This window comes from Arthrobacter sp. B0316-1-20 (genome assembly GCF_059091865.1).
The window spans coordinates 62,042-80,234 of the sequence record NZ_JBNHHC010000016.1; the positions used below are offsets into that span (position 1 = coordinate 62,042).

At 67.9% G+C, this 18,193-nt stretch carries 16 protein-coding genes; 13 read left to right on the top strand and 3 right to left on the bottom strand.

The features are described 5' to 3' along the window. The first annotated feature begins 11 nt into the window (after positions 1-11). The 10 genes from AC5RW2_RS24065 (at position 12) to nrdR (ending at position 10,495) form a co-directional block, all read left to right on the top strand. On the top strand, positions 12-731 hold the full coding sequence (locus tag AC5RW2_RS24065) for a purine nucleoside phosphorylase YfiH/LACC1 family protein (RefSeq protein WP_494074711.1): 720 nt from the start codon (positions 12-14) through the stop codon (positions 729-731). After that, entirely contained in the window at positions 728-1,477 is a 750-nt protein-coding gene (locus AC5RW2_RS24070; RefSeq protein WP_494023238.1) for a YggS family pyridoxal phosphate-dependent enzyme, read from the top strand. Before AC5RW2_RS24065 ends, AC5RW2_RS24070 begins: the two co-directional genes overlap by 4 nt. A gap of 87 nt (positions 1,478-1,564) precedes the next feature. Beyond that, complete coding sequence (locus AC5RW2_RS24075) at positions 1,565-2,080, top strand: cell division protein SepF (RefSeq protein WP_493999473.1); 516 nt, start codon at positions 1,565-1,567, stop codon at positions 2,078-2,080. 69 nt (positions 2,081-2,149) lie between these two features. Further along, positions 2,150-2,437, top strand: coding sequence for a YggT family protein (locus AC5RW2_RS24080; protein WP_493999474.1), 288 nt, complete (start codon positions 2,150-2,152; stop codon positions 2,435-2,437). A 149-nt stretch (positions 2,438-2,586) separates the two neighbouring features. Next, positions 2,587-3,252 carry a DivIVA domain-containing protein gene (locus AC5RW2_RS24085; RefSeq protein ID WP_493999475.1) on the top strand — a complete coding sequence of 222 codons (666 nt, stop codon included), beginning with the start codon at positions 2,587-2,589 and terminating at the stop codon, positions 3,250-3,252. A 129-nt stretch (positions 3,253-3,381) separates the two neighbouring features. Then, the gene (lspA, locus tag AC5RW2_RS24090; RefSeq protein WP_494013812.1) at positions 3,382-3,993 is read left to right on the top strand and encodes a signal peptidase II; all 612 of its coding nucleotides are present in this window, start codon (positions 3,382-3,384) and stop codon (positions 3,991-3,993) included. Continuing rightward, positions 3,986-4,921 carry an RluA family pseudouridine synthase gene (locus AC5RW2_RS24095; RefSeq protein ID WP_493999477.1) on the top strand — a complete coding sequence of 312 codons (936 nt, stop codon included), beginning with the start codon at positions 3,986-3,988 and terminating at the stop codon, positions 4,919-4,921. Before lspA ends, AC5RW2_RS24095 begins: the two co-directional genes overlap by 8 nt. Positions 4,922-4,967: 46 nt before the next feature. Then, complete coding sequence (dnaE, locus tag AC5RW2_RS24100; protein WP_494014120.1) at positions 4,968-8,510, top strand: DNA polymerase III subunit alpha; 3,543 nt, start codon at positions 4,968-4,970, stop codon at positions 8,508-8,510. Between the two features lie 34 nt (positions 8,511-8,544). Beyond that, positions 8,545-9,894: a histidinol dehydrogenase gene (gene hisD, locus AC5RW2_RS24105; protein ID WP_494013814.1), complete on the top strand. Its 1,350-nt coding sequence runs from the start codon at positions 8,545-8,547 to the stop codon at positions 9,892-9,894. A 100-nt stretch (positions 9,895-9,994) separates the two neighbouring features. Beyond that, complete coding sequence (nrdR, locus tag AC5RW2_RS24110) at positions 9,995-10,495, top strand: transcriptional regulator NrdR (RefSeq protein ID WP_493999479.1); 501 nt, start codon at positions 9,995-9,997, stop codon at positions 10,493-10,495. Between the two features lie 75 nt (positions 10,496-10,570). Here nrdR and ppgK read toward each other — a convergent pair whose 3' ends face one another. Then, positions 10,571-11,371, bottom strand: coding sequence for a polyphosphate--glucose phosphotransferase (gene ppgK / locus AC5RW2_RS24115; protein ID WP_493978006.1), 801 nt, complete (start codon positions 11,369-11,371; stop codon positions 10,571-10,573). Between the two features lie 107 nt (positions 11,372-11,478). After that, the gene (map, locus tag AC5RW2_RS24120; protein ID WP_493999480.1) at positions 11,479-12,357 is read right to left on the bottom strand and encodes a type I methionyl aminopeptidase; all 879 of its coding nucleotides are present in this window, start codon (positions 12,355-12,357) and stop codon (positions 11,479-11,481) included. Positions 12,358-12,373: 16 nt separating this feature from the next. Here map and AC5RW2_RS24125 point away from each other — a divergent pair, with 16 nt between their 5' ends. Further along, entirely contained in the window at positions 12,374-12,613 is a 240-nt protein-coding gene (locus AC5RW2_RS24125; protein ID WP_493999481.1) for an SPOR domain-containing protein, read from the top strand. A gap of 53 nt (positions 12,614-12,666) precedes the next feature. Here the strand turns inward: AC5RW2_RS24125 and panB are convergent, their stop codons facing one another. Beyond that, complete coding sequence (gene panB / locus AC5RW2_RS24130; RefSeq protein WP_493999482.1) at positions 12,667-13,539, bottom strand: 3-methyl-2-oxobutanoate hydroxymethyltransferase; 873 nt, start codon at positions 13,537-13,539, stop codon at positions 12,667-12,669. Between the two features lie 169 nt (positions 13,540-13,708). Here panB and AC5RW2_RS24135 point away from each other — a divergent pair, with 169 nt between their 5' ends. Together AC5RW2_RS24135 and AC5RW2_RS24140 are read left to right on the top strand one after the other, a co-directional pair. Then, positions 13,709-15,049: a glutamine synthetase family protein gene (locus AC5RW2_RS24135; RefSeq protein WP_493977944.1), complete on the top strand. Its 1,341-nt coding sequence runs from the start codon at positions 13,709-13,711 to the stop codon at positions 15,047-15,049. A 9-nt stretch (positions 15,050-15,058) separates the two neighbouring features. Further along, the gene (locus tag AC5RW2_RS24140) at positions 15,059-18,076 is read left to right on the top strand and encodes a bifunctional [glutamine synthetase] adenylyltransferase/[glutamine synthetase]-adenylyl-L-tyrosine phosphorylase (protein WP_494074712.1); all 3,018 of its coding nucleotides are present in this window, start codon (positions 15,059-15,061) and stop codon (positions 18,074-18,076) included. The last annotated feature ends 117 nt before the right edge of the window (positions 18,077-18,193 follow it).

An 18,193-nucleotide genomic window follows, 5' to 3' on the forward strand; every position in this document is an offset into this window, starting at 1 on the left:
CAGGTCCGGCAGTGTTTTGGTGGAAGCAGCGGGTCCACACCGGCGTGTGGGCCGCTTTTACCGACCGCTCGGCCGGGAACCTTGGCCTGCATGTCGGGGACGACCCCGACACGGTGCTCCGGCGGCGCGCGGCGCTGGAAGACGCCATGGCCGTACCGGCCGGTTCGCTGCGGTTCATGAACCAGGTGCATTCGGCCGTCGCCGCGGTCATCCCCGCCGGCTGCGTGGAGGCCGACGCCACTGAAAGAGCCGCGCCGGCCGACGCGCTGGTCAGTGCCGACGGCGCGGCGCCGCTGGCGGTGATGGTCGCGGACTGCCTGCCGGTCGTGCTGGTGGGAACACGGGCCGACGGCGGGCCCGCCACCGCCGTGGCCCATGCCGGCCGCCGCGGACTGCTCGACGGGGTGCTGGCCAACACCGTCGCCCGGCTCCGCGAGGCCGGTTCGGGCGAACTGCGGGCCTGGATCGGTCCCTCAATCTGCGGGGCCTGCTATGAGGTTCCCGAGCAGATGCAGGCCGAGGCGGTTGCCCGGATTCCCCAACTGGCGGCGAGGACAGCCTGGGGGACGCCGGCTTTGGACCTTGCCGCCGGAGCCAGGGCAGAGCTGGCCGGGCTCGGTGTGGACGTGCATCAGGTGGCCGGCTGCACCCGGGAGGACGAGAGGCTCTACTCCTACCGGCGCGATCAACAAACCGGCCGGTTCGCCGGCCTTGTCTGGAAGGACGCATGAGTACCGACGCCCGCAAGTCCGAACTCGCAGCGAACCTGGAACGTGTCCGGGCACGGATTGCCCGGGCCGCCGCGGGGCGATCCACGGAGCCGGAACTGATCGTCGTGACGAAGTTCTTCCCGGCCTCCGACGTCGCGCTGCTGCATGACCTGGGCGTCACCGACGTCGGCGAAAACCGGGACCAGGAAGCGGCCGCGAAGGCCGCCGAGCTTGCCGGTGCCGGGCTCCGCTGGCACTTCATCGGGCAACTGCAGACGAACAAGGCAAAGTCCGTGGTGCGGTACGCGGATGTGGTCCATTCGGTGGACCGGCGGCAACTCGTCACCGCCCTCGGCAAGGCCGTGGTGGCCGAGCAGGAACGGCGGGAGGCGGCCGGGCTCGGACCACGGGCGCACCTGGACTGCCTGATCCAGGTGAACCTTGACGAGAGCGGCGCCGGGCAGGCCGCGGGCACGGCGGCCCGCGGCGGTGCCCGGCCCGAGGACATCCCGGCGCTGGCCGATGCCCTCGGCGACACCGAGGGACTGAACCCCGCCGGGCTGATGGCCGTCGCACCGCTGGGCGCAGACCCTGCCCGCGCATTCGGCCGGCTGGTCGAACTGTCGCAGCGGCTTCGGGAACAGCATCCCGGCGCCGGCCTGGTGTCGGCGGGCATGAGCCAGGACCTCGAAGCGGCGGTCGCCGCGGGCGCGACACACCTCCGCGTCGGTTCCGATGTCCTCGGCCCGCGACCAGCCGTGGGGTAGCGTTTTGGCTAGGACTCCTTGCCGGGCCGGCCGATCCGGGACCTGGCAAGGCGCGACAGCAGCGCTGAAGACAGGATGGGAGCGACCATGGCAGGCACACTGCGCAAGACAATGATTTATCTTGGGCTCGCCGATGGTGACGAGCACTACGAAGCCGAGCAGGCAGACACGCCCGCTCGAGATGAGGAGCAGCCTGTGGACCAGCCCCGTCAGGAGCGCCGCCCCGAGCCCGCCCCGCCGGTGAAGCAGGTTGCCGAGGAATACCGGGCGCCGGTGACGCCGATCAAGCGCGCTCCGTCGGCCCGCGAGGACGCTACCGTGCTGCACCAGATCACCACCGTGCATCCGCGGTCGTACAATGATGCCAAGATCATTGGCGAAAGTTTCCGCGACGGCATTCCGGTGATCATGAACGTCACGGACATGGGCGAAGCGGAAGCCAAGCGTTTGGTCGACTTTTCCGCCGGCTTGGTCTTCGGACTGCACGGCAGCATCGAGCGGGTCACGAACAAGGTCTTCCTGCTCTCGCCGTCGAGCGTTGAAGTGCTGGGCGAGGACCGGAAGTCCAGCGACCAGCAGGCCAGCTTCTTTAACCAGAGCTAGCCCGCAGCTACGTCCGGCAGGCGTGCCGCCAGCCTTACTCCTTCTAGCGCTAGGAATCGTGGAACCGGCGTGTCCCTCATTTTCGTCCTGCTCTACCTGATCTTGATGCTGTTCCAGCTGTCCCTGATCGTGCGGATCGTCTTTGAAATCGTGCAGGCCTTCGCCCGGCGCTGGCGGCCGCGCGGCATCGCGCTCGTCGCGGCGTCGGCGGTCTACTCCGTGACCGACCCTCCCATGAAGGCCCTCCGGCGGCTCATTCCGCCGCTGCGAATCGGAGGATTCGCGCTCGATCTTGCGTTCCTGGTCCTGTTCCTTGCCGTCACGATCGCCATGGCGATCGTGGCCGGTCTGGCCTGACCCGAGGCGCGTTAGTGTTCGTCTCCGAAACGATATATTCTGATTCAGATATAGCTGGCGGATGCCCGTTGCACGGCGGATATTCGCTACCGTTGTTATGAATCCAGCACGTAGCATTCATGACCCACGAACCAGTATGAGGTGACCAGATGGCTTTGACGCCAGAAGACGTTGTCAACAAGCGGTTCCAGCCGACCAAGTTTCGCGAAGGCTATGACCAGGACGAGGTCGACGATTTCCTAGATGAGATCGTCGTCGAACTCCGCCGGCTGAACCAGGAGAACGACGAACTTCGCAAGAAGCTGGCCGAAGCCACGTCGAACCAGGGTCCGGAGGCCTCCGTGCCGGCTCCGGTCTCCGCCGCCCCGAAGACCGAGCAGGTCCGGGAACCGGTCAAGGAAGAGCCCAAGGAAGAGCCCAAGCCGAAGGAAGAGCCGAAGCCGGCCCCCGCGGCCGTTCCGGCATCCGGGACCGGGCACACCGCGGCCGCCGAGTCCGCCGCAGGCGTGCTGGCCATGGCCCAGAAGCTCCACGACGAGTACGTCACCGCCGGTGTGGAGCAGCGGGACAAGATCATTGCCGAGGCACAGCTGGAAGCCAGCAGCCTGGTCAACGACGCCGAAGAGAAGAGCCGCAAGACCCTGGGCAACCTCGAGCAGCAGAAGGCCGTGCTGGAGCGCAAACTGGAGCAGCTGCGTGGATTCGAACGCGACTACCGGGCCCGCCTGAAGGCGTACATCGAAGGCCAGCTGCGGGATTTGGAAGCCCGCGGATCCTTCGCTGCCCCCGAGGTCAAGGACAGCGCGGACGCGTAAGCGCGGAAGATAACCGCCAGCCCCGTGCCACGGGGCTCCCAATGGCCGGCGCCGGGATTACCCTGCCGCCGGCCATTGGCTTTGGGCGCCCCGCCCCGGCGCCCGACCGGCACTGAAGACGAGAGAGACATGTCAGAAACTTCACCGGCAGCCGATCGACCCGACGATGGGGCGGCGGCCGCACCGGAACAGCGGAAGGGCGCCGGCCGGTTCATCCTGCTGCTGGCCGGCTGCGCGGCGTTCGCCTATGCCTTCGACCAGCTGACCAAGTGGTGGGTGGTGTCCACCATGACCGAGGGCCAGATCACCCCGGTGCTGCCGCCGCTGCTGCACTGGCACTTCATCCGCAATTCCGGGGCCGCGTTCTCGATCGGCGAGGACTACACGTGGGTGTTCACCATCGTCATGACGGCCGTTTCCGCGGCGATCGTGGTCTACGCGCGCAAGGTCCGGTCCCTGTGGTGGTCCGTGGCGCTCGGCTTCCTGCTCGGCGGCGCGCTGGGCAACCTGACCGACCGACTGTTCCGCGAACCCGGCTTCGGGGTGGGCCACGTGGTGGACTTCATCGCCTTCCCCAACTTCGCCATCTTCAACATTGCCGACTCCGCCGTGGTGGGAGCGGTCATCCTGTGGTGCGTGTTGACCTTCATGGGCATCGGAATGGACGGTACCCGGGAGGCCCCCAAGGCCGCGGACAAGCCGGCCGGCGACGGCAAGGCGGCGGGGGAGAGCGGTGACTGACGACGTCAGGGTCGTGGAGCTGGACGCCCGGACAGCCGGCGCGCGGGCCGATACCGCGGTGGCCGCGCTGCTGGGAGTATCCCGCTCGGCGGCCGCAGCACTCCTCGGCGACGGACGCGTGGAATTGGACGGCCGGGTTATCGCCAAGTCGGAGAAGCTCCCGCAGCAGGGAAGCCTGCGCATTGCCGTACCCGAACAGCGGGATCCGCTCGCCGTCGTGGTGGAAGAGGTAGAGGATTTGAAGATTCTCGGAGACGAGGACGATTTCGTCGTCATCGACAAGCCGGTGGGCGTTGCCGCCCACCCGTCGCCGGGCTGGGTCGGCCCGACCGTCGTCGGCGCCCTGGCCGCCCGGGGCTACCGGATTTCGACGTCAGGCGCCGCCGAGCGGGCCGGCATCGTCCACCGCCTCGACGTGGGAACCTCCGGCGTCATGGTGGTCGCCAAGACCGAACACGGCTACACCCTGCTGAAGCGCGCGTTCAAGGAACGCACGGTGGACAAGGTCTACCACGCGCTGGTCCAGGGACTGCCGGACCCGCTGGAGGGCACCATCGATGCGCCGATCGGCCGGCATCCCGGCTACGACTGGCGGTTCGCCGTGGTCGAAGACGGCCGCAACTCGATCACCCACTACGAGGTACTCGAGGCCTTCGGCAGGGCTTCGCTGGTCGAGGTGCACTTGGAGACCGGCCGCACGCACCAGATCCGCGTGCACTTTTCCGCGCTGCGGCATCCGTGTGCCGGCGACCTGACATATGGCGCGGACCCCAAACTCGCCGCCGCACTGGGACTGACCAGGCAGTGGCTGCACGCCAAGAAACTTGGTTTCCACCACCCCGGCAGCGGGGAGTGGGTCGAATACGAGAGCGAGTACCCGCGGGACCTGGCCTACGCGCTGCAGGCGCTGGCCGAACACCGCGTGTAAGCCGGTACCGGCCGACTCCGGCACCTAGAATGAAACGGTGGCAGCAGTGACTTCATCCAAGATCGGCAACGATTCCTTCGTCCACCTTCACAACCACACCGAGTACTCGATGCTCGACGGTGCCGCGCGGCTGACCGACTTGTTCAGCCACGCCGATGAACTGGGCATGAACGCGGTGGCGACGACCGACCACGGGTTCGTTTTCGGCGCCTTCGATTTCTGGAACAAGGCCCGCAACGCCGGCATCAAGCCGATCGTCGGGGTGGAGGCGTATCTGACCCCGGGCACCGCCCGGGCGGACAAGACACGCGTGCGGTGGGGCGACGGCGGACGCAACGACGTCTCCGGCGCCGGCGCCTACACCCACATGACCATGTGGGCCGAGACCACCGAAGGCATGCACAACCTGTTCCGCGCCTCGTCGCTGGCCTCCCTGGAAGGCTACCTCTACAAGCCCCGGATGGACCGCGACCTGCTGCAGACCTACGGCAAGGGGCTGATCGCCACCACCGGCTGCCCGTCCGGCGAGGTCCAGACCAAGCTGCGGCTCGGACTCTACGACGAGGCCAAGCAGGCCGCCTCAGATTTCCGGGACATCTTCGGCAAAGAGAACTTCTACTGCGAGTTGATGGACCACGGCCTGGACATCGAACGCAACGTCCAGGCCGACCTGCGGAAACTGGCCCGCGAACTCGGGCTGCCGTTCGTCGCCACCAACGACCTCCACTACACCCATGCCGAAGACGCCAAGTCGCACGCGGCGCTGCTGTGCGTACAGTCCGGATCGACGCTGGCCGACCCGAAGCGCTTCAAGTTCGATGCGGACGAGTTCTACCTGAAGTCGCCGGCGGAAATGCGCGCCATCTTCCGCGACGTCCCGGAGGCCTGCGACAACACGCTCCTGATCGCCGAGCGCTGCAACGTGGAGTTCAATACCAAGGCTTCCTACATGCCGCGCTTCCCGGTGCCGGAGGGGGAAAACGAGGAGTCCTGGTTCGTCAAGGAAGTCGAGAAGGGCCTGCACTACCGGTTCCCCCACGGCATTCCCGACGACGTGCGGAAGCAGGCCGAATATGAGATCGGCATCATCCTCCAGATGGGCTTCCCCGGCTACTTCCTGGTGGTCGCCGACTTCATCAACTGGTCGAAGGACCACGGCATCCGCGTGGGACCCGGCCGTGGTTCCGGCGCCGGCTCCATGGTCGCGTACGCGATGCGCATCACCGACCTGAACCCGCTAAAGCACGGGCTGATCTTCGAGCGCTTCCTGAACCCGGACCGCGTCTCGATGCCCGACTTCGACGTCGACTTCGACGACCGCCGCCGCCCCGAGGTGATCAAGTACGTCACAGAGAAGTACGGCGACGACCGCGTCGCCATGATCGTCACCTACGGCACCATCAAGGCCAAGCAGGCGCTGAAGGACTCCTCCCGCGTCATGGGCTACCCGTTCTCCACCGGCGAGCGGCTGTCCAAGGCGATGCCGCCGGACGTCATGGGCAAGGGCCTGACGCTGAAGGAAGTCCACGATCCCAACGCCAAGCGCTACGGCGAGGCCGAGGAGATGCGTGAGCTGCTCAAGTCCGACCAGGAGTCCGCGAAGGTCTTCGAAACCGCGCTGGGCCTGGAGGGGCTGAAGCGCCAATGGGGCGTGCACGCGGCCGGGGTGATCATGTCCTCGGAACCGCTGATCGACATCATCCCGATCATGCGCCGGGAGCAGGACGGCCAGGTCATTACGCAGTTCGACTACCCCACCTGCGAAGGCCTCGGCCTGATCAAGATGGACTTCCTCGGCCTGCGCAACCTGACGATCATCACGGACGCCATCGAGAACATCAAGATGAACCAGGACATCGACCTGGACCTTGAAACGCTCGACCTGGACGACCGGCCGTCCTACGAACTGCTCGCCCGCGGCGATACCCTCGGCGTGTTCCAACTCGACGGCGGCCCCATGCGGTCCCTGCTGAAGATGATGCGCCCGGACAACTTCGAAGACATCTCCGCCGTCATCGCCTTGTACCGGCCGGGCCCGATGGGCGCGAACTCCCACACCAACTACGCCCTGCGCAAGACCGGCGTCCAGGAGATCACCCCGATCCATCCGGAGCTGGAAGAGCCGCTGCGGGAAATCCTGGATACCACCTACGGTCTGATCGTGTACCAGGAGCAGGTGATGGCGATCGCGCAGAAGGTGGCCGGCTTCTCGCTGGGCCAGGCGGACATCCTGCGCCGCGCCATGGGCAAGAAGAAGAAGTCCGAACTGGACAAGCAGTATGCGGGCTTCCACCAGGGCATGGTGGACCGCGGCTACTCCGAGGCGGCGGTCAAGGCGCTGTGGGACATCCTGCTGCCCTTCTCCGACTACGCGTTCAACAAGGCGCACTCGGCGGCCTACGGCCTGGTGTCCTACTGGACGGCCTACCTGAAGGCGCACTATCCGGCCGAATACATGGCCGCCCTGCTCACCTCGGTGGGCGACGACAAGGACAAGCTGGCGCTGTACCTGAACGAATGCCGGCACATGGGCATCACCGTGCTGCCGCCGGATGTGAACGAGTCGGCGCTGAACTTCACCCCGGTCGGCACGGACATCCGTTTCGGCATGGGCGCCATCCGCAACGTCGGCGCCAACGTGGTGCACGCCATGGTGGCCGCACGCGACGAGAAGGGCAACTTCGCCAGCTTCAGCGACTTCCTGCAGAAGGTCCCGGCCGTGGTGTGCAACAAGCGCACCATCGAGTCGCTGGTCAAGGCCGGCGCGTTCGACTCGCTGGGCCATCCGCGCCGCGCCCTCGCCATGATCCACGAAGAAGCGGTGGACTCGGTCATCGTGCTCAAGCGCAACGAGGCGGCCAACCAGTTCGACCTCTTCAGCGCGTTCGACGACGGCGGCGAAACCGCCGGGGGTCTGTCGGTCGACGTGCCGGACCTGCCCGAGTGGGACAAGAAGGACAAGCTCGCGTTCGAGCGGGACATGCTCGGCCTGTATGTCTCGGACCACCCGCTGCAGGGGCTGGACGGGATCCTGAGCCAGCACGCGGACCTGTCCATCACGTCCGTGATCGGCGAGGACGGCCCGCCGGACGGGCAGATCATCACCATCGCGGGCATGATCACGTCGCTGCAGCGCCGGATCGCCAAGAACAGCGGCAACGCCTACGCCCGTGCCGAGGTCGAGGACCTGGGCGGTTCCATGGAAGTGATGTTCTTCGGGCAGGCCTACGCGCCGATCGCCACCGTGCTCGCGGAAGACCTGATCGTGGTGGTCCGCGGCCGGCTGCAGCGCCGCGACGACGGTGCCGTCACCCTGAATGCCCAGGAACTCACCGTTCCGGACCTGAGCGACGGGCACTCCGGGCCCGTCGTGATCTCGATGGCCAGCTTCAAGGCCACCGAGTCGGTGGTCACCGCGCTGGGCGACGTGCTGCGCACCCACCCGGGCACCACCGAGGTGCAGGTGCGGCTGAACGGCTCGCGCAAGGTCGAGGTTATGAAGCTCGGGGTGGACCTGCGGGTCAATCCGAACCCCTCGCTGTTCGGCGACCTCAAGGTCCTGCTCGGGCCGGCCTGCCTCGATGCCTGACCGGGCGGCGGCGCCGGGTCAGTAGAATGGGTGGGTGACTTCTGCAGCCTCGGCCAACACCTTCACCGATTTCCCCACCCTTGACCTGCGCGGCCGCCGGCTGGGCACCGCCGAACTCAAGGCGGCCATGCCGCGGGCGGAGACCACCTTCGACGCCGCCACCGGCGCCGTAGAGGAAATCATCGGCAAGGTCCGGGCGGGCGGGTTCGCCGCGTTGGCGGAGCTTGCCCGCCGGTTCGACGGGGTGGAGCAACTGCATCCCCGGGTGCCGGCGGCCGCGCTGGAGGAAGCCCTGGAACAGCTCGATCCGCAGGTCCGCGCCGGTCTGGAGGAATCGATCGCGCGGGCCCGGCGGTTCGCCGCGGCGCAAAAGCCGGGGGACACCGACGTCGAGATCGGTGACGGAGCGGTGGTGACGCACAAGTGGATCCCGGTGAACCGGGTGGGCCTCTACGTCCCGGGCGGGCTGGCGGTGTACCCGTCATCTGTCGTCATGAACGTGGTGCCCGCCCAGGCCGCCGGCGTGGCGTCCATCGCCCTTGCGTCGCCGCCGCAGAAGGACTTCGGCTCGCTCCCGCACCCGACAATCCTGGCCGCCGCCAAGCTGCTGGGAATCGACGAGGTGTACGCCATCGGCGGCGCGCAGGCGGTGGCGGCGTTCGCCTACGGCGCGCCCGCGAACGGGCACGGCCCGGCGCTGGAGCCGGTGGACGTCGTGACCGGCCCCGGCAACGTCTATGTGGCCACGGCCAAGAGGCTGGTCAAGAGCGTGGTGGGGATCGACGCCGAGGCCGGCACCACCGAGATCGCCATCCTGGCCGACGAGACTGCCAATCCGGCGTTCGTGGCCGCCGACCTCATCAGCCAGGCCGAGCACGACCCGCACGCCGCCTCCGTCCTGATCACGGCTTCTGAGGAACTGGCGGCGGCAGTGCGCCGGGAACTCGGCGAGCAGGTCGCCCGAACCAAACACGCCGCCCGCGTCCGCGAGGCGCTGTCCGGTCCGCAGTCGGGGACCATCTTGGTGGACGGGCTGGAACAGGGCATCGCCGTCTGCGACGCCTACGCCGCCGAACACCTGGAGATCCAGACCGCCGACGCGGCCGGGGTAGCCGCGCGCATCCGCAACGCCGGAGCGATCTTCGTGGGCGACTACAGCCCGGTGAGCCTGGGCGACTACTGCGCCGGCTCCAACCACGTGCTGCCCACCAGCGGCACCGCCACCTTCGCCAGCGGCCTGAACGTGACGACCTTCCTGCGCGCCGTCCAGGTGGTCAATTACGGCGACGCGGCGCTGCGGGAAGTCAGCGGGCACATCGCCGCGCTGGCCCGCGCCGAGGACCTCCCGGCCCACGGCGACGCCGTTGCCATCCGGTTCGCCTGAACGGGCCCAAACCCCAACATGTAGTAATCACAGTCTTGTAATTCACCTAGATATGGTTCTAGGATGAATAAGTTGGCTGTCCCGAGGGAAGGAGTGTGGCGTGTACTGTCCGTTCTGCCGTAACTCCGATTCCCGGGTGGTGGACAGCCGGCTGACCGATGACGGTTCCGCGATCCGGCGGCGCCGCCAGTGTCCGGCCTGCGGGCGGCGCTTCACCACAGTGGAGACCACCAGCCTCAGCGTGATCAAGCGCTCCGGGGTCAGCGAGCCGTTCAGCCGGACCAAGGTCGTCAACGGCGTGCGCAAGGCCTGCCAGGGCCGTCCCGTGACGGAAGACGACCTGGCCATGCTGGCCCAGGAAGTCGAAGAGTCGGTCCGCGCCAGCGGTGCCGCGGAAATCGACGCGCATGAGGTGGGCCTGGCCATCCTGGGGCCGCTGAAGAAGCTGGACCTGATCGCCTACCTGCGGTTCGCCAGCGTCTACCAGGGCTACGAATCGCTGGAGGATTTTGAATCCGCGATCGACCAGCTGCGCCACGATGCGCAGAGGAACGGCCAGCAGGGGCCCGAAGGCCGGCAACGGCCGTTGACAGCGCAGTAGCGCGACCAAGACTCCGGTGGCGGCTGCGGAGGGGAAGCCGAGGCCGCCACCGGCACCAACCTCCCGGTTGCCGGCCTATTTGGCGAAGCCGAAGTGCAGGGCCGCCTGCAGGGCCGCCCCCACGATGCCGGCGTTGTTGCGCAGCTGGGCCGGGATGATCGGCGTGGCCAGCTGAAGCCGGGGCAGGAAGTCCTCGCTGCGTTTCGAGATGCCGCCGCCGATGATGAACAGCTCCGGCGAGAACAGGAACTCGACGTGCGAAAAGTACCGCTGCAGGCGCTGCGAGTACTCCGCCCAGTCCAAGCCGTCGCGTTCGCGGGCCACGGCGGAAGCCTTCGACTCGGCGTCGTGCCCGTCCAGCTCCAGGTGGCCCAGCTCGGCGTTCGGGACCAGCTTGCCGTCGAAGATGAACGCGGAGCCGATGCCCGTGCCCAGGGTGATGACCAGCACGGTTCCCTTCACCCCCGCACCCGCCCCGTAGCGGACCTCCGCCAGGCCGGCCGCGTCGGCGTCGTTCATCACCTGGACGGGGCGGGACATCCGGTGCGTGAGCAGCGCGTCCACGTCGGTCCCGATCCAGCGCTCGTCCACGTTGGCCGCCGACCGTGCAATGCCGTGGCGGATGATGGCGGGGAATGTCACGCCCACCGGCCGGTCGGATTCCGGTCCCTCCGGGCGGGCGCTGAGTTCTTTGACGATGCGCGCGACGACGTCGGCCACCGCCTCCGGACTGGACGGACGGGGCGTGTCATAGCGGATGCGGTCGCCGACCAGGATGCCCTTTTTGAGGTCGACGATGCCGCCCTTGATGCCGGTTCCGCCGATATCGATGCCGATCGCCGACCGGGCCGCCCGCTTGGCTGCCTTTTTGGCCACGATGTCCTCGGTCGCCATGCCACCTCCGTGCGCGTTGAGACCCGGCGTGCCTCGCCGGACTACCGGAAGCCTACCCGCTGTGTCCGGCGGTGTCAGGCTGCGAAAAGCTAGGGGAGGGTAAGGATTTCCGCCCCGGTCTCGGTGACCACCAGCGTGTGCTCGAACTGGGCGGTCCGCCTGCGGTCCTTCGTGACGACCGTCCAGTTGTCATCCCACATCTCCCACTCGATCGTGCCCAGGGTCAGCATGGGCTCGATGGTGAAAACCATGCCCGGCTCGATCGCCCGGCTGTAGGCCGGGGCGGCATCGTAGTGCGGGATGATCAGGCCGGTGTGGAAGGCCTCGCCGACGCCGTGGCCGGTGAAATCGCGGACCACGCCGTAGCCGAAACGCCTGGCATAGGACTCGATGCTCCGGCCGATCACGTTGATCTCCCGTCCCGGGGCCACGGCCTTGATGCCGCGGCGCAGCGACTCCTGGGTGCGCTCGACCAGCAGGCGGGACTCTTCATCGACGTCGCCGACCAAAAAGGTGTAGTTCGTGTCCCCGTGGACGCCGTCCAGGTACGCGGTGATATCGATGTTGACGATGTCCCCGTCCTGCAGCACGGTGGTATCCGGAATGCCGTGGCAGATCACTTCATTCACCGAGGAACAGATCGATTTGGGGAAGCCGCGATAGCCCAGGCAGGAGGGATACGCGCCGTGGTCCAGCAGGAATTCATGCCCGATGCGGTCCAACTCGTCGGTGGTCACGCCCGGCTCGATGTGCTTGCCCACCTCCACGATGGCCTGTGCGGCGATCCGTCCGGCGACGCGGATTTTCTCGATGGTCTCCGGCGTCTTGACCTCCGAGCCGGTGAATTTGGCCGGCGCCGGCTTCCACGCGTACTCGGGCCGGACGATCGAAGGGGGAACGGGCAACGGGGGGCTGACGGTGCCTTGAACGAGGGTTCCGACGGGTGCTGTTGCTGCGTTGTGGGGCATAGTATCGATCATATAGGTGCTGCAGAGGTGCCCGACAGCGGAGGGGCAACAGCCTTCGCACGCTGCCGGGCGCCGTCAACGTAAGGAGGCCGGCATGGCGGATTTCTGGTACAACGTGGTCACCCATCAGGTGGAAGTGGGCGCCCAGTCCGACTGGACGCAGCTGATCGGCCCCTACGAGACCCGCGAAGAGGCCGAGCACGCACTGGAAAAGGTGCAGCGGCGCAACGAGGAGTGGGACGCGGAGGACGACTGACCCGCCGGCGCCTGCTCCGGGCGCGGGGTTTACGGACCCAAAGGACGGGGTGCCTAGAAGGAGTGCTCCGGGCCGGGGAACACGCCGTCCTGGACGTCCGAGCGGAAGGCGGCGGCGGCGTCGGAAATGATGGTGCGCACGTCCGCATACTGTTTGACGAACTTCGCCATCTTGCCGCCGCGCAGGCCGACCATGTCCTGCCAGACCAGGACCTGGCCGGTGGTCGACGGTCCGGCCCCGATGCCGATCGTGGGGACACGCAGGGCCTGGTCCACCTTGGCGGCCGCCTCGGCCGGAACCATCTCCATGAGCACGGCGAAGGCTCCGGCCGCTTCCAGGGCCAGGGCGTCGTCGATGAGCCGTTCGGCGTCGTCGCCGCGGCCCTGCACCCGGTAGCCGCCCAGCGCATGTTCGCTCTGCGGAGTGAAGCCGATATGCGCCAGTACCGGAACTCCGGCCTGCACCATGGCCCGGACGGTGTCCGCATAGTAGGCGCCGCCCTCCATTTTCACCGCGTGGACGCCGGTCTCCTTCAGGAAGCGCACGGCCGTTTCCACCGCCTGCGCCGGCGACACCTCGTAGCTGCCGAAGGGCAGGTCGGCAACGACGAACGCGCTGCGGGCCGAGCGGGCGACCGCCCGGCAGAGCGGCAGCATCTCGTCCACGGTGATCGGCAGGGAGGTCTCGTTGCCCAGGACGTTGTTGGACGCCGAGTCCCCGATCAGCAGCACCTCGATGCCGGCGGCGTCGAAAATCTCCGCGGTGTACTGGTCATACGCCGTCAACATCGCGAAGCGCCGGCCCTCGTCCTTGGCCTGCTGCAGGTGGTGGATGCGGGTGCGGCGGGCCGGGCGGGAAGCCGATGCCGCCGCCGGCGTGCCGTAAGGAGCCGGCTGCTCGGCGCCGGAAGACTGTGAAGTGGGCATGTGGTAGAGCCTAATCCTCAGGCGTCCGCTTCCTCCACTCTGGCGCGGACGCGTTACCGGGGGCGCCAACTTCGGTTGTGCTGCCAGTAGGCTAAAGGGAAGCAGACCACCGCAGGCTTTGGCATGCAGTTTTTGGATGCCGTGGCCCGGACACAGCGAAAGGCAGCACATGGACCGTCAGCAGGAATTCGTCCTCCGTACCATCGAGGAACGCGACGTGCGCTTTGTCCGGCTCTGGTTCACCGACATCGTCGGGTCGCTGAAATCCGTGGCGCTGGCCCCTGCGGAGGTCGAAGGCGCCTTCGAGGAGGGGCTCGGCTTCGACGGCTCCTCTATTGAAGGACTGGCCCGGGTCTTCGAGTCCGACATGCTGGTCCAGCCGGATCCCACCACGTTCCAGATCCTGCCGTGGCGGGGCGAAGCGGAGCAAACGTCGCGGATGTTCTGCGACGTGCTCACCCCCGACGGCGAACCGTCCACCGCCGACCCGCGCAATGTCCTCAAGCGGACGCTGGGCAAGGCCGCGGAGATGGGCTTCACTTGCTACACGCACCCCGAAATCGAGTTCTACCTGCTCAAGTCCGACCAGCTGGGTCCGGACGGGGTCCCGGTGCCCGTGGACCACGCCGGGTATTTTGACCACGTGCCCGGCGGTGTTGCCCAGGACTTCCGCCGCACCGCGGTGACCATGCTGGAAAACGTGGGCATCTCGGTGGAGTTCAGCCACCACGAGGACGGGCCCGGCCAAAACGAAATCGACCTCCGGTACGCCGATGCCCTGCAGACGGCGGACAACATCATGACCTTCCGCACGGTGGTCAAGGAAGTGGCGTTGATGGAGGGCATCTACGCCACCTTCATGCCCAAGCCGTTCTCCGACCACCCGGGTTCCGGCATGCACACGCACTTTTCGCTGTTCGAGGGAGACTCGAACGCCTTCTTCGAAGCCGGCGCCGAATTCCAGCTCTCCAAGACGGCGCGCCAGTTCATGGCCGGGATCCTGCGCCATGCGCCCGAATTCACCGCCGTCACCAACCAGTTCGTTAACTCCTACAAGCGCCTGTGGGGCGGGGGAGAGGCCCCCAGTTACGTGTCCTGGGGCCACAACAACCGGTCGGCGCTGCTGCGGGTGCCGCTGTACAAGCCGAGCAAGGGCCAGTCCGCCCGGGTGGAATACCGGGGCATCGACTCGGCGGCCAATCCCTACCTGTCCTACGCGGTGCTCCTGGGCGCCGGGCTCAAGGGCATCGAGGAGGGCTACGAGTTGCCGCCGGCCGCCGAGGACGACGTGTGGAGCCTGAGCACCGCCGAGCGGCGGGCCATGGGCCTTGACCCGTTGCCGTCCAGTTTGCATGACGCCATCCGCACCATGGAGGAGTCGGAGCTGGTGGCCGGGATCCTGGGCGAACAGGTGTACGAGATTTTCCTGCGCAACAAGCGGGCCGAGTGGCACGACTACCGGCTGCAGGTCACCCCGCACGAGCTGAAGCGCAACATCGGAATCCTCTAGGGCTGACACGTGCTGACGAACCGGCGCTTGATCGCCCGAGGATTCCACGATCTGGAGCGCAGCACCCGGTTCCTGCAGGCCAGGGAACTGTCCGGCATCAGCCAGGAGCGGCTGGAGGCCGGGTTCGCGGTGAGCGCCGACCCGGACCAGGCGCTGGTGTCGCTGGTGCGACTGCTGGAGAAAAACCCGTCCCTGGCGGACGTCATCAACATGGGCGGCGACGGCAGTGAAGCCCTGTTCCGGCTGCTCGGGGCTTCCGAGGCCCTGGCGGACTTCCTGCTCCGCCGGCCGGAGCATCTGGACGTCCTCGACACGGACATCGGACCGGAACCGGGCCGGGTGCCGGCGTCCCGGCTGCGCAGCTCGCTGCTGCGTTCCGTCGGGGCGGACCCCTTGTCGGGACAACCGGTCGCCTCGTTTTCGGGCAAGGACGCCTACGTCGCGCTGCGGAGCACGTACCGCCGGCACCTGTCCGAACTGGCGATCCGGGACCTCTCCGCGGCCTCGCCGGTCGACTTCCTGCCGGACGCCGCCCGGGAACTGGCGGACCTGGCAGCGGCCGCGCTGGACGCCGGGCTTGCGGTGGCCCGGGCCGAAGCAGCGGAGCGTTACGGCGCCGGCGACGTCGCGGCGGTGCGGCTGGCCATCATCGGCATGGGCAAGTGCGGGGCCGGGGAGCTGAACTATATTTCCGACGTCGACGTGGTGTACGTCGTCGAGGCCGACGGGCTCGCCGACACCGAGGCCGGGGTGATCGGCGCGGCGCTGGCCAGCGGAACGGCCCGCGCCATCTCCTCGCCCGGCCCGGAACCCGGGCTCTGGGAAGTCGACGCCAACCTGCGCCCGGAGGGCAAGGACGGGCCGCTGGTTCGGACGCTGGACTCGCACCTGACGTATTACCGGCGCTGGGCGCAGAGCTGGGAGTTCCAGGCACTCCTGAAGGCCCGGGCCGTGGCCGGGGACGCCGAGCTGGGCCGCCGGTACGAGGAAGCGGTGTCGCCGTTGGTGTGGTCCTCGTCGGAACGGGAAGGGTTCGTCGAGTCAGTGCAGTCCATGCGCCGCCGGGTCACCGAAAACATCCCGGCCCATGAGCGTGGCCGTCAGATCAAGCTGGGCCGCGGCGGGCTTCGCGACGTCGAATTCACGGTCCAACTGCTGCAGCTGGTGCATGCCCGGGTAGACGAATCCATCCGCCAGCGCGACACGACGTCGGCCATCGCGGCGTTGAGCACGGCGGGCTACATCTCGCGCGCCGACGCGCAGGAATTCGATGAGGCCTACCGGTACCTGCGCGTCCTGGAACACCGGATCCAGTTGGTGCACCTGCGCCGGACCCACTTGATGCCCGACGACGAGCAGGCGCAGCGCGTGCTGGCCAAAGCCGCGCAGGGAGCGCTGCTCGAGAGGCGGCCGGCGCCGGCCGAGTTGCTGGAGAAGTGGCAGCAGACCAAGCGCAGGGTGCGGGCGCTGCACGAGCGCATCTTCTACCGGCCGCTGCTGGCCGCAGCCTCCAACCTGAGCCTGGACGAGGTGCGGCTGACCCCGGAGGCGGCGCAGGGCCGGCTGGCCGCGCTGGGCTACCAGGATCCGCGGGGTGCGATGCGTCATATCGAGGCCCTGACCGGCGGGGTCAGCAGGAAGGCGTTGCTGCAGCGCCAGCTGCTCCCGGTCTTGCTGGAATGGATCGCTTCCGGCGTGGACCCGGACGCGGGTTTGCTGGGCTTCCGCCGGCTGAGCGAACGGCTGGGAGACTCGCACTGGTACCTGGGCATGCTGCGGGACTCGAGCTCGGCCGCCGAACGGCTGTGCCACATCCTTTCCAGCAGCCGCTTCATCACGGACCTGCTGGAGGTCTCGCCGGAGTCCACGGCCTGGCTGGGCACCGACAAGGACCTCGTACCGCTCAGCTTCGACGCCCAGTGGCAGGAAATCCGGTCCAAGATGTCCCGCCATCCGGTGCCCGAGGAGGCCATCCGGCTGATCCGGCTGATCCGGCGCCGGGAAACGCTGCGCATTGCGCTCGCCGACTCCTCCGGGCTGCTGGAGCAGTCCCAGGTCGGGGCCGCTCTGGCGGACGCCGACCGTGCCGCCGTGCTCGGCGCGCTCCACGTCGCGGAAACCTCCGTGCTGGAGTCCGAGGAACGGCTGACGGCCCTGTTGGTGGTGGCCATGGGCCGGCAGGGCGGACGGGAGATCAGCTACGGCTCGGATGCCGACGTCATGTACGTGCACCGGCCCTTGCCGGGGGCCGACCCCGGCCTGGCCCAGCAGCAGGCGGAGCGCATTGTCACGCGGATCTCTTCCCTCCTGAAGCAGCCCTGCACACCCCCGGTGCTGGCCGAACGGGTGCTCGAAGTGGATGCGGCGCTGCGGCCGGAAGGCAAGAACGGGCCGATGGTGCGCTCGCTGGACTCCTACCGCGAGTATTACCAACGCTGGTCCCTGGTCTGGGAGGCGCAGGCCTTGCTGCGCGCCCGCCCGATGGCCGGCGACGACAACCTGGCGGACGAGTTCATCGCGCTCGTGGATCCGATCCGCTACCCGGAGGGGCTGGGAAGCGATCAGGTGCGCGAGATCCGCCGGATCAAGGCGCGGGTGGAATCGGAGCGGCTCCCGCGCGGCGCCGATCCGGCCCGCCATCTGAAGCTGGGCCGCGGGGGACTCAGCGACGTGGAGTGGCTGGTGCAGCTGCTGCAGCTGGAGCACGCCCGGAAGCTCCCGGAGCTGCGCACCACCAACACGCTCGAAGCGCTCTCCGCCATCGCCGCCGCTGGGCTGCTGCCGGGCGAGGACGCCGCCGCCCTCGGGCGAAGCTGGAGCCTTGCCACCCGGATCCGGTCGGCCAATGTGATCTGGGCGGGCAAGAACTCGGACGTGCTGCCGGCCTCGCGCCGGGACCTCGAAGCGGTGGCACGCTGGTGCGGTTACGAGCCCGGGAACGCTGCGGCGATCGAGGAAGACTACCTGCGCCTGACCCGCCGCGCCCGGGCCATCTTCGAGCGCTACTTCTACGGTTACGGCACCTAGCCTCCCCGACGCCAAGTGGTGCTGCCGGTCACCGGTCTGTACCCTCAATGAGGATCTTTTGCGCCTTGCACAGGCTGTACAGGCGTGCCCTGAGAACAAATCTAGGAGCTGTTTAGT